General features: G+C 73.3%; 9 protein-coding genes. 7 read left to right on the forward strand and 2 right to left on the reverse strand.

Annotated elements, in window-relative coordinates; genetic code table 11:
• Nucleotides 1–871 precede the first annotated feature (871 nt).
• From NAEX_RS02500 to NAEX_RS02520, 5 genes are all read left to right on the forward strand, one after another.
• On the forward strand, nt 872–1,933 hold the full coding sequence (locus NAEX_RS02500; RefSeq protein ID WP_096325918.1) for a diacylglycerol/lipid kinase family protein: 1,062 nt from the start codon (nt 872–874) through the stop codon (nt 1,931–1,933).
• A gap of 332 nt (nt 1,934–2,265) precedes the next feature.
• Complete coding sequence (locus NAEX_RS02505) at nt 2,266–2,961, forward strand: response regulator transcription factor (RefSeq protein WP_096325919.1); 696 nt, start codon at nt 2,266–2,268, stop codon at nt 2,959–2,961.
• Nucleotides 2,958–4,859 (forward strand): sensor histidine kinase, encoded by a 1,902-nt coding sequence (locus NAEX_RS02510; protein WP_096325920.1) that lies wholly within the window; start codon nt 2,958–2,960, stop codon nt 4,857–4,859. The genes NAEX_RS02505 and NAEX_RS02510 overlap by 4 nt, the downstream gene beginning before the upstream one ends.
• A 199-nt stretch (nt 4,860–5,058) precedes the next feature.
• A complete protein-coding gene (locus NAEX_RS51925; RefSeq protein ID WP_096325921.1) occupies nt 5,059–5,787 on the forward strand; it encodes a hypothetical protein in 729 nt (242 codons plus the stop codon).
• A gap of 85 nt (nt 5,788–5,872) precedes the next feature.
• Nucleotides 5,873–6,616, forward strand: a complete 744-nt coding sequence (locus NAEX_RS02520; RefSeq protein WP_096325922.1) for a hypothetical protein — start codon at nt 5,873–5,875, stop codon at nt 6,614–6,616.
• 169 nt (nt 6,617–6,785) lie between these two features.
• On the opposite strand, the gene NAEX_RS02525 is transcribed toward NAEX_RS02520, so the two are convergent.
• Together NAEX_RS02525 and NAEX_RS02530 are read right to left on the reverse strand one after the other, a co-directional pair.
• Nucleotides 6,786–7,871 carry an STAS domain-containing protein gene (locus NAEX_RS02525; protein ID WP_096325923.1) on the reverse strand — a complete coding sequence of 362 codons (1,086 nt, stop codon included), beginning with the start codon at nt 7,869–7,871 and terminating at the stop codon, nt 6,786–6,788.
• 193 nt (nt 7,872–8,064) lie between these two features.
• On the reverse strand, nt 8,065–9,378 hold the full coding sequence (locus tag NAEX_RS02530) for a BamA/TamA family outer membrane protein (RefSeq protein ID WP_096325924.1): 1,314 nt from the start codon (nt 9,376–9,378) through the stop codon (nt 8,065–8,067).
• A 100-nt stretch (nt 9,379–9,478) separates the two neighbouring features.
• Here NAEX_RS02530 and NAEX_RS02535 point away from each other — a divergent pair, with 100 nt between their 5' ends.
• Complete coding sequence (locus tag NAEX_RS02535; protein WP_096325925.1) at nt 9,479–10,438, forward strand: ATP-grasp domain-containing protein; 960 nt, start codon at nt 9,479–9,481, stop codon at nt 10,436–10,438.
• Between the two features lie 89 nt (nt 10,439–10,527).
• Nucleotides 10,528–11,547 carry an LLM class flavin-dependent oxidoreductase gene (locus NAEX_RS02540; protein WP_096325926.1) on the forward strand — a complete coding sequence of 340 codons (1,020 nt, stop codon included), beginning with the start codon at nt 10,528–10,530 and terminating at the stop codon, nt 11,545–11,547.
• Nucleotides 11,548–11,590: the final 43 nt, after the last annotated feature.

The following is an 11,590-nucleotide window of genomic DNA, read 5'->3' on the forward strand; positions in this document are numbered from 1 at the left end:
AGGTCCTCGGGGACAGGCCGCGACGGCGACCCCGACCCGCAGGTGCGCGAGCGGGCCGCCCCCGGGCTGGCCGCGTTTCGTCGCCACCTCGACGGGACCGCAGGGGCTTGAGGGCCTGAGCAGACCGGTCCCTGGTGCCCCGGAAGCGTCGGCTCGCGCCCGCTCCGAGCAAGGGGCTCGCAAGACGGGCCCGTCCGGGACAGCCGTCGCGCTCCCGGTCGCACCTCGCGGACATCGCTCTCGAGGCAGGTGAACCCCTCGCGGCCGCCCCCCGCAGGCGGCGCTCGCGCCTGTCTCTCGAGACATCTGCTTCATGGTCACCCGCCCTCGCGGCCTGCCTGTTCGAGGCCGGCGCTGCGCCTCCTCGGCCGCCGCGGCTCGGCGCCACGCCTGTCTCTCGCGACAGGTACATCGGCCCGCGTCGATCGGTCTCTCGGGACATGTCTGTAAAGGCATGCCCTCGGAGGCAGACCGGGTCGACCGGGCGCCGGGCGCCTCCCCCGCCGCCGGGAACGCCTGACTTTCGGGACACCTGCCGGAGCCGCTCCCTGCGCGCGTCGCTGCGCCCTGCGCCGGCGGCGGGGGATCGGCCCAGGCCCGTGGGCCTGCGGGCGCAGCGGCGGCGGACCTTCGCTCACGAGCGCCGCGATCGCCGTGCGCACCGGCCTGCGCAGCCGCCTGCGTCGCCGCCGGAGCGCCGCGGGGGATCAGCGTTTCGCCGCCGCTGCGCCGCGCTGGCCGAGTGACGCACTGCGCATTCGATTGCGCACCATCCCGATCGCGGCGTACGGCGTGCTCAGCGGGCGTGCGTCAGAATTTGTCGCACCCGATCGGGGCGCGTAATGTCTTCCCTCGTCACTTCGGGGTCGCAATGGACGTCGGCATCATCACCAACCCCAACTCGAAGAAGAACTACCGCCGGCCGCAGCGTCGGCGCGCGCTCGAGCAGGCTGTCGGGCGTTACGGCGCGGTCGTCGAGACCCGGCGCCTCGACGAGCTCCCGAGGGCGATTCGTAACCTGCGTGAGGCCGGCTGTCGCTACTTCGTGTGCGACGGTGGCGACGGCACCCTCCACTGGGTCCTCAACACCCTCCACGCCGACGCCCGGCAGACCGGCGCCACGCGCCTCCCGATCGTCGTCCCCACCAACGGCGGCACCGTCGACTTCGTCGCCCGCAAGGCCGGCCTCAAGGGCGACGCCGACTCGATCGTCCGCCGCCTCGTCGGCCGGCTCGAGCGCGGCGAGCCGATCCCCACCGTCACCATCGACACCTGCAAGATCGTCGGCGCCCCGATCGGACAGGAACTTTCGGACAGCACGCAGGCGCCCGCGTTCGAGCGCGTCGGCCTGGCCGCCGCCCTCGGCGGCGTCGCCCAGGCGTTCTTCGACCGCTTCTACGCCCTGCCGAAGGAGCGCGGCGCGCTGGCCATCGCCGGGGTCATCGGCGCCGCCGCCGGCGGCGCGCTGGTCAGCACCCTCGCCAGCAACCTCGCCCCCCCGCTGCAGCGCTTCATCCCCGACGAGATGCGCAGCTACGCCACCGACTTCTTCCGGCCCACCCGCGCCCGCGTCGAGGTCGACGGCCGCGAGCTCCCGTTCGCCAGCTTCGCCTCGATGCAGGTGGGCGCGATCGACATCAACCTCGCCGGCGTCGTCCGCTGCTTCCGCCACGCGCGCGAGGGCGGCGTCCTCCACTTCCAGGCGCTCGACACCACCCCGATCGGCGTCGTCGCCAACGTCCCCAACATCGTCCTCGGCACCCCGATCCTCGGCCGCAAGGTCTACGACGACAAGGCCCGCCGCGTGCGGATCACGGCCGAGGACGGCGAGGTCCTGAACCCCGTCATCGACGGCGAGCAGTTCCACGGCCTCGGCCACGTCGAGCTCACCCTCGGCCCCCGCGTCGAGCTGCCGACCTTCGCCTCCAACTGAGCTCCGGCGGGTCCGCCAGCCCCGGCCGCACTCGCGCCGCCGGGGCTCGTCGCGACCGGCGACGTTCAGGCCATCGCTTCACCTGACTCTCGGGACAGACGCCGCGCCTCTCGCCCGGCTCGTCGCCCCCGGGACGTCTCCTCGCCGACGCGGGTCCGCCTCACCGTCGACCCGCGAGACCGACCAGGCCTCACGCGTTCGGCACCGCTCGCCCGCGCCCCGGGTCCGTCCCCTTCGGTCTGCGACAGCCCGCCCTCGGTCCCTGCGCCCCCGTCCGCGAGGTTTTACCGACCTCTTACCGACGCCGCCGCGAACTGTGCCACGATCGACGGGTGACCGAGCCTGCCCCGCGGATCTTGATCGTCGAGGACGAGCCGGCGATCCGTCACGGCCTCGTCGAGCTGTTCCGCTCGCAGGGCTACGCGCTCGAGGTCGCCGAGGACGGCCACGCCGCGCTCGCCCGCCTCGCCTGCGCCCAGTTCGACCTCGTCCTCCTCGACATCATGCTGCCGGGCGTCGACGGCCTCGGCGTCCTGCGGCAGACGCGGGCCCGCGGCGACCTCGTGCCGGTCCTCGTCCTCACCGCGCGCGGGGCCGAGGCCGACATCGTCGCCGGGCTCGACGCCGGCGCCGACGACTACGTCACCAAGCCGTTCGGGATCCGCGAGCTCCTCGCGCGCGCCCGCGGCCTCCTCCGCCGCGCGCGCCCGGCCCCCGCCAGTCCATCGTTCCGCGTCGGCGACGCCCTCGTCGACCTCGCCCGCCTCACCATCACCTGGCCCGGGGGACAGCTCGAGCTCACCGCCCGCGAGGGCCTGATCCTCGACTTCCTGCGCGCCCGGCCGGGCGTCGGCGTCACCCGCGAGGAGCTCCTCACCCAGGTGTGGGGCTACCACGACGGCACCGTCCGCACCCGCACCGTCGACGTCCACATCCTCCAGCTGCGCGGCAAGCTGCGCCAGCTGCCCGGCGGCGACGACTGGATCGGCACCGTCCGCGGCCGCGGCTACCGCTGGGACGCGCGATGAGCCCCGCCCGCCGCACCCTCGCCCTCGGCCTCGGCGTCGCCGCGCCGACCCTCGCCCTCGCGCTCGGCTGGTTGCTCGCCGGCCTGCGCGAGCGGGCCATGCTCGCCGAGCAGCGCCGGGGCGAGCTGGTCCAGGCCGCCGAGCTGCTGCGGGCCGCCGTGCGCGAGAGCCTCGAGGAGCTGCGCCGCCGCGAGGACGCGCGCCCGTTCGAGCACTACGGCCGGTTCTACCGCCCGCCCGAGGTGCTCGCGCTCGGCGAGGCCGTCGCCCTCTCGCCGCTGGCCGGCGAGCCCGACGACCCGCGGATCTCCGCCTACTTCCAGATCGATCCCGACGGCCGCGTGCGCACCCCCTACGCGACCGAGCCGGGCGGCTCGCCGCGGGCCGTCGCCGTCGAGGCGACCGTCGCCGGCCCCGAGTTCGCCCCGCTGCGCGCCCTCAGCTTCGGCAGCGGCGCCCCGGCCGGCGACCCATCGCTCACCGTCGCCCTCAACGACCTCGGCAACGCCGCCTACCGCGACCTCGCCGACGCCCGCCGCGGCGACGCCCTGGCCGCCGAACGGGCCCAGAAAGTCCGGCTGCCGCAGACCAGCCGCAACCTCGTCACCTGGGACGCGATCCAGAGCCAGCAGGCGCAGAACGCCCCGCCCCCGCAGCAGGCCAGCGCCGAGCCGGTGTTCGAGGCGATCCAGCAGCAGTACGCGGCCGGTCCCCAAGGACATGTCTCTGCGGACGGGTCGCAAAGGCCATTGCCGAAAGCGCATGTCCCTGAAGACATTCCACAGGAGGCGGGTCCGAGCCTCGACTACTCGCCGATGACCTACCTGCGGCTCGGCCGGACCGTCGTCCTGCAGCGGGTCGTCAGCCACGCCGGCGCCGGCTCGGTGCAGGGGGCGGTGCTCGACGAGGGCCGGCTCGCCGGCGAGTGGCTCGCCGCGCTGGTCGCCCGCCACGCCTTGCCGGAGGCCACCCCGACGATCGCCGCGACCTCCGCCGCCGAGGCGTGCGCGCTCGCGCGGCCGGTCCACGACGAGGTCTTGCCCGACCTCGCGTTCTGCTTCCCCGCCCCCGCGGCCCCGCCCGGCGGCTCGCTCGTCCTGCAGCTCGGCGTCCTGCTCGGCCTCGGCGGCGTGGTCGCGGCGGCGCTCGTCGCCATCGCCCGGGCCGCGCGGCGGTCGGACGAGCTGTCGGCGCAGAAGACCGCCTTCGTCTCGGCCGTCTCGCACGAGCTGCGGACCCCGCTGACCACCCTGCGCATGCACGCCGAGATGCTGCAGGAGGGCCTCGTCGCGCCCGAGCGGCTGCCCGTCTTCTACGACGACCTCGCCCACGAGAGCGTGCGACTGAGCCGCCTGGTCGAGAACGTCCTCGCCGTCGCCCAGCTCGAGGAGGGACGGCGCGTCCTGCAGCTGCGGCCGGGCGATCTCGCCGCGCAGATCCGCGACATCGTCGACGACCAGGCGCGCCACGTCGAGCGGCGCGGCTTCCCCCCGGTTGAGCTCGCCCTCCCCGACGAGCCGGTGGTCGTCCGCTGCGACCCGCAGGCGATCGAGCAGATCCTCGTCAACCTCCTCGACAACGCCCTCAAGTACGCCGCCGACCAGCGCGCGGCCGGCCTGCGGGTGGCGCTCGAGGTCGAGGGCGACCAGGCCGTCCTGCGCGTCCAGGACCGCGGCCCCGGGATCCCCGAGGCCGACCGCGACCGCGTGTTCGACCGCTTTTACCGGGTCGCGCGGGAGCGGGACGCCCACACCCCCGGCACCGGCCTCGGCCTCGCCCTCGTGCGCGAGCTGGCCCGCGGGCACGGCGGCGAGGCCGTGGCGCTCGCGCGTCCGGGCGGCGGCGCCGAGCTCCAGGTCCGCTTCCCGCTCGCATCCGCCGCGGCCCGGCCGACGTGATCGTCGCGTCGTGGCCTGCAGCGGCGGCGCGGCATCTCGCCACACCACGGCCGCCCGTCGCCCCCGCGCAGCCGGCCGGCCTCGAACAATATCGCCGACTTGCGGGCGGCCCCCGGCTGTCGGGCGGAAGTACGCGTCTTGCTGAGGCCAGGGCCCGGGGGCAAACTAATGCACGCTCGCCCCCATTGAGGAGCTCAGCATGATCCGCCGCGCCGCCCCGCTCGCCGCCGCCCTCGCCGTCACGCTCGCCTGCCCCGAGGTCTTCGCCAGTCCTTGGGGCCATGTCCCGGCGAACCTGTCCCTTCGTTCCAACGTCCAGCCCACCGAAACGACCGTCGTCGTCGAGTCCGGCCCCGCGCCGGCGGCTCCGACCCCGGCCGCTCCGGCGCCCGTCGCCGCCCCCCAGCCCTACGCCGACCCGGCCGCGCCCGCCCCGGTCGCCGAGGGCCCGCAGCCCTACGCCGACCCCGGCAGCATGCCCACCACCGTCGGCTACGCCCCGCCGCCGCCGATGCCCCGCAAGCGGCGCAAGGGCCTGATGATCGGCGGCTGGGTCATGTTCGGCTCGTCGTACCTGGCGACCGCCTTCGTCGCCGCGATCGTCCACGACACCTGCAACCTGACCCGCAACCCCAACTGCAAGAACGCCGCCGCCTTCAGCCTGATCCCCGCGATCGGCCCGTTCATGGCCATCCCCTACATCGAGACCGACGCGATCACGCCCAAGGTTTTGATGGCCTTCCCGGCGCTGGTCCAGATCGCCGGCCTGACGATGGGCATCATCGGCACCGTGCAGTTCGTCCGCGACGGCCGCGAGCCGCGCTACGTCGGCGTCGACGGGCTCAAGCTCGGCAACAAGCTGCGCCTCGGCGTCGCCCCCACCCGCTTCCTCGACGGCGGCACCCTCACCCTGGGCGCCCGCTTCTGACCTCGCTCCTCGCGCCTCGCGTCTTCACCACGCCCCGCGGCCCCTCAGCTCGCTCCCGGTCACCTGAACGCAAGGACCTGTCCTCATGTTCACGTCACGCATCGCCGCCCTCACCGCCGCCGTCAGCCTCGTCGGCCTCCCGCTGGTCCCGAACACCGCCGCCGCCAGCCCCTACCTCGTCAAGCTGCACGCCGACGACGTCCCGGCGGGCTACGCCCCGGCGGGCACGCACGAGGTGATCGTCGAGGCGGTCCCCGTGCCCGAGGCGCCGCCGGCCCCGCCCGAGCCGGTGGCCGAGGCCGTAGTCGTCACCGCGCCGACGGTGCAGCCGTACAGCGACCCCACGCTGCGCGGCCCGACCACCACCACCGTGATCGTCGCCCCGCCGCCCGCCGCGCCCGCCGCCCCGCGCCGCCCGCCGCCGCCGCCCAAGCGCGGCCTCGGCCTGATGATCGCCGGCTTCTCGATGTTCGGCACCACCTACTTGCTCACCGCCTGGGCCGGCGCCATGAGCCACGACGGCCACGGCGGCTGCAACCGCACCAAGCACGACTGCCGCGAGATGGGCAAGGCGCTGATGGTCCCGTTCGTCGGGCCGATGCTGGCCTCGCAGGGCTCCGACAGCGCGCGCGAGACCTTCGGCCTGTTCCTCGTCTCCGGCATCCAGATCGCCACCTTCGTCATGGGTGTCGTCGGCGCCGTCCGCTACTCGCGCTACAAGCAGTGGGAGCGCAATTTCGCCGGCATCCCGGTCGGCAAGTCCGGCCTCGCCGTCGCGCCGATGCCCCGCTTCGACGGCGGCGGCCTCGGCCTCAACTACCGCTTCTGATCGCGGCCCTCCGCCCCCCGGTTCGGCCCGCGGCGCCCCGGCCCCGCGGGCCGACGCGTCTCGGCGCTCTGCGACGACGACCCACGGTTCGAGCACGCCTCGGCACGGGCCGACCCGGGTCACGCGTGCGAGCGCTCCTCCGAGCTCGGCGCGTGCGCCTGCTTCGTCGTCACCTCTTCGCGCCGATGCAGTGCTTCAGCGCCTCGCGCAGCGTGGCGAACACGTCGATCCCGCGCAGGTCGACGCCGAGCGTGACGATCGTCTGGGCGATGCCGGGGTTGATGCCCGTGATCACCCCTTCCGCGCCGAGCAGGCGGATCGCGCGGATCATCGCGATCAAGTGGTTCGCCGTCGACGTGTCGACCACCTCGATCCCCGTCATGTCGAGGATCGCATGGCGAGCGCGCATGCGGCCCACGGCCTGCAGCAGGCTGTCCATGATCTCCGCCGTGCGCACGCTGTCGACCAGGCCGATGAGCGGCAGCGCCAGGATCCCCTCCCACACCTCGATGATCGGCGTCGACAGCTCGCGGATCACCCGCTGCTGGCGCTCGATCAGCTCGATCTTCTCGAGCAGCTCCCGCTCGCGCGCGCGGGTCGCCGTGGCCTCGATCGTGATCGTCACCAGGCCCGCGTCGCTGCCGGGAGGGACGGGGATGTGCCAGTTCTCCCAGATCTTCCCATACTCCTCGAGCACCGTCATCGGCATTGATTCGCCGGCGAGGCCGCGGCGGATGAACGCAGCCGTCTCGCTGTCGCCGTACAGCGCGAACGCGTTGTGCCCGACGAATTGATTGGGCGCGATGCCGACCGACTCGAGCCCCTTGCCCTCGAGCAGCATGTACGTGCCCTCGCGGTCGAACACGCTGACCACCGTCGGCAGGTGGCTGAGGAACGCGCGCAGCGCCACGTGCTCGAGCTGCGCCTGCTTCTCGGCCGCCGCCGCCGCCGTCACCTCGCGCCCGTAGCAGACCGCCCCGACCCGCGCGCCCGCCTCGTCGTACTCGGCCGCCGGCGACCACTCGATCACGCGCCCGTCCGCCAGCGGCAGGCGCACGGTCTGGCTGTCCCCGAGGACAGCTCGCCAGTCACCGCCGTGAGTCGGCACCAACTCCGCGACGTCGCGACCGACCGCCGCGTCGCGCGTCACGCCCAGCAGCTGCTCGGCGCCCTCGTTCCACTCGGTGACCCGCAATTCCAGGTCGAGCCCGACCACCGCGAACGGGACCCGATGGCCCCCGATACGTCGTTCCATCGCCGCATTTCACCACATCCTCCGCCGGCGGCGTCGCCGCTCCGCGGCCCTGCGCCGCACCCGCCTCACACACGCGGGGCCGACCGTGCTGCCGCGGAGCACGGCGCGGCAGCCCGCCGCACGTCGTCCGACACGCGGCGCTGGAACGCGTTGCAGAAACAAGTTTCGCCGACATGTCCGCGAGGACATGTCCTCAGAACGCGTGCTCGCTCTGCAGGTACAGCGCCCCGCCTTCCTTGCCGAAGCCGCCCTCGACGCGGAACACCACGAAGCGGTCCCAGATCAGCAGCAGGCCCGGGCCGCCGGACACGTACCAGTGCTTGAGGAGGTCGGTCATCTTTTGCGACACGAGACCCGCCTCGACGAACAGCTCGAGCCCGACCCCGAGCGTGTGGCGGCGGATCTTGAACTCCACCGGCGCGAACCGCAGCTCGAAGGAGGCCGTCGCCTTGTGCTTGCCGATGAAGCGGCGGCGACCGAAGCCGCGGCCGACGAACGCGCCGCCGTAGGCGTCCATCGGGAACAGCCCGCCGAACTCGCCGAGCGTCATCAGCGGCGGCTCGCCCCACAGCGAGTCGAACGTGACGCGGTGCGCCAGCACCACCTTCGACTGCCCGAGCGACCAGTAGTGGCGCATGGTCCCGTGGAAGCGGCCCCAGTTCGACGTCGAGCCGGTCCACTTGCCGGCCGCGTCGAACGTCACGTCGATGAGGCTGCCCTCGGTCGGGCTCCAGTCGTTGTCGCGGCTGTCCCACGTCAGGCCGAGGCGGACGATGCCGCGCCGCCACGTCCCCTCGGCGCTCGGCAGCTCCTCCAACAGGCGGCTGTTCGCGTAGCCGCGGATCACGTCCACGTAGTAGAAGATCCCCGAGTAGTGGCGCAGCGTCCCGGGCGACCGTCCGGGCCGCTCGACGGTGTAGAGCGGGTGCTCGAACGTGAACCACCCGCCCCAGTTGTCCATGCGGATCAGGTTGTAGGGCGCCTCCAGCTCCCCCGAGCTGATCGTGCCGTGGTTGTTGACCCCGTAGAACGGATAGACCGGGTCGAGCGAGGCCCAGAAGCCGAAGTTGAAGATCTCGCGGCGGCCCAGCATGTCGCGCATGCGGGCGCTGAGGATGTGATCCTGGACCAGCTTGGTCGACACGCGCGACCACGCGAGCCCGTACACGCGGTTGAAGTTGTCGTTGGGCAGGCGGTACGCGTAGTTGAGCGAGCCGCCGAGCGTCAGGCCGGTCGCGGGCTGCGAGCTGAGGTGCGGCAGCGGCAGCAGGCGGTGCCGGTTGTCGCGCTGGCGACGGGTCCGCTTGCGGAAGCGTCGACCTGTCGGCGGCGTGACCGGCACGCTCGCCTCCGGCAACTCGGGCCTCGGCGGACCGTTCTCGACCGCGATCGGCTTGCTGGGCGGCAGCTTCGGCCCCTCCGGGGGCACGCCCGGAGGCGTCGCCGGCGTCGCGCCGGGGACGGGCGACGGCGCGAGCGCGAGGGCGATGGCGCAGGCTGCGAACAAGGATTCGGGGTCCGGGGCAGTGTTGACCGCGCGCGCAGCCGATGCAAGGACCGGCTTGCCCGTGGAGCGCGCGACGCGCTAACTTGCGCGCACTGCGAAGATGCCCGCCCCGATCGCCATCTTCTACGAGCACCCGGACTGGTTCCGTCCTCTGTTCAGCGAGCTCGAGCGGCGGCGCCTGCCCGTCGTCCGTCTCGCCGCCGATCAGAGCCGCTTCGACCCCGCCGAGCGCGAGCCCCCGTACGGCCTCGTGTTCAACCGCGCAAGTCCCTCCGCCTACCTGCGCGGGCGCGGCCAGACCACGCATTACACCCTCGCCATCTTGCGGCACTGGGAGCGGCGCAAGATCCCCGTCGTCAACGGCAGCGCCGTCTATCGCTACGAGGTCTCCAAGGCCGACCAACTGGGACTGCTCGACGACCTCGGCCTCGGCTACCCGCGGGCTCGCGTCATCAACCACGCCAGCCAGGCGCTCCCCGCCGCCGAGGGTTTGCGCTGGCCGATCCTCGTCAAGGCCAACGTCGGCGGCAGCGGGGCCGGGATCCGCCGCTTCGACAGCCCGGCCGAGCTCGTCGCGGCCGCCGAGCGCGGCGAGCTCGATCTCGGCGTCGACCAGACCGCGCTGGTGCAGGAGCTGTGTCCCCTGCGCGGCGGTCGGATCGTGCGCGTCGAGGTCGTCGGCCGCAAGTTCCTCTACGCGATCGAGGTGTTCCCCCCGCCCTCCTCGTTCAACCTGTGCCCTGCCGACGCCTGTCAGACCGCCGACGGCCGCGACCTGGTGCGCTCCGCCTGCGCCCTCGATGCCCCCAGGACCGGCATGCGCGTCCAGGGCTACACGCCCCCGCCCGAGGTCATCCGCGCGGTCGAGGCGATCGCCGAGGCCGCCTCGCTCGACGTCGGCGGCGTCGAGTACCTCGTCGACGACCGCGACGGCGAGATCTACTACTACGACATCAACGCCCTCTCGAACTTCGTCGCCGACGCCCCCAACGTCGTCGGCCTCGACGCCTTCGCCCGCTGCGTCGACTACCTGCAGGCCCGCTGGGAGGCCGGCGTCTGACCCTCCGACCATGTAGGAACGGACATGCGACGCCCGTCCCCTCTCGCCGGCCGGCCGGCGTCTGACCCTTCGACCACGTAGGAACGGACATGCGCTTCGGTTACTGGCTCCCCGTGTTCGGCGGCTGGCTGCGCAACGTCCCCGACGAGGGCATGGCGGCCACCTGGGACTACGCGCGCCGGCTCGCCGTGCGCAGCGAGGAGCTCGGCTACGACCTCACCCTCGTCGCCGAGCTGTTCCTCAACGACATCAAGGGCCCGGCCGCGCCGACGCTCGACGCCTGGACCACCGCCGCCGCGCTGGCCGCCGTCACCACCCGCCTCGAGCTCATGGTCGCCGTGCGGCCGACCTTCCACAGCCCGGCGATCTTCGCCAAGCAGGCCGCCAACCTCGACCGGATCAGCGGCGGCCGGCTCGCGCTCAACGTCGTCTCCTCGTGGTGGTCCGACGAGGCCCGCCGCTACGGCGTCCGCTTCGAGCGCCACGACGACCGCTACGCCCGCACCGACGAGTGGCTGCGCGTCGTCACCGGCGCGTGGAGCGAGCCCGAGTTCTCGTTCCGCGGCCGGTACTACCAGGTCGAGGCCTGCGTGCTCGCGCCCAAGCCGGCGCGCAGGCCCGTGATCTACGCCGGCGGCGAGTCCGAGGCCGCCAAGTCGCTGATCGCCCGCGCCTGCGACGCCTACGTCATGCACGGCGACCCGCCCGAGCGCGTCGCCCCCAAGATCGCCGACATGCGCCGCCGCCGGGAAGCCCTGGCCCTGCCGCCGATGCGCCACGGCATGGCCGCCTACGTCATCGTCCGCGCCAGCGAGGCCGAGGCCGAACGCGAGCGCGCGCGGATCACCGACGTCTCCGAGGGCTCGCCCGGCTACGCCAACTACCGCGATTTCTTACAGAATACCCAGCTCGAGCAGCAGGTCAGCCGCGAGGACTACTCGGTCTCGAACCGGGGCCTGCGCGCCGGCCTGGTCGGCACCCCCGAGCAGGTCGCCGACCGGATCCGCCGCTTCGAGGCCGCCGGCGTCGACCTCCTGCTCCTCCAGTGCAGCCCCCAGGCCGAGGAGATGGAGCGCTTCGCCGCCGACGTCATGCCGCTGCTGCGCTGAAGGACATGTCTTTACTGGCATGTCTTCGACGACATGTCCCGGC

It is taken from the genome of Nannocystis exedens, assembly GCF_002343915.1.
GTDB lineage: Bacteria > Myxococcota_A > Polyangia > Nannocystales > Nannocystaceae > Nannocystis > Nannocystis exedens.

What these genes read in the sequence shown, in the direction of transcription:
- NAEX_RS02500 (WP_096325918.1), top strand. Translation starts at nt 872, where the DNA reads ATGGACGTCGGCATCATCACCAACCCCAACTCGAAGAAGAACTACCGC.
- NAEX_RS02510 (WP_096325920.1), top strand. Translation starts at nt 2,958, where the DNA reads ATGAGCCCCGCCCGCCGCACCCTCGCCCTCGGCCTCGGCGTCGCCGCG.
- NAEX_RS51925 (WP_096325921.1), top strand. Translation starts at nt 5,059, where the DNA reads ATGATCCGCCGCGCCGCCCCGCTCGCCGCCGCCCTCGCCGTCACGCTC.
- NAEX_RS02520 (WP_096325922.1), top strand. Translation starts at nt 5,873, where the DNA reads ATGTTCACGTCACGCATCGCCGCCCTCACCGCCGCCGTCAGCCTCGTC.
- NAEX_RS02525 (WP_096325923.1), bottom strand. Translation starts at nt 7,871, where the DNA reads ATGGAACGACGTATCGGGGGCCATCGGGTCCCGTTCGCGGTGGTCGGG.
- NAEX_RS02535 (WP_096325925.1), top strand. Translation starts at nt 9,479, where the DNA reads ATGCCCGCCCCGATCGCCATCTTCTACGAGCACCCGGACTGGTTCCGT.
- NAEX_RS02540 (WP_096325926.1), top strand. Translation starts at nt 10,528, where the DNA reads ATGCGCTTCGGTTACTGGCTCCCCGTGTTCGGCGGCTGGCTGCGCAAC.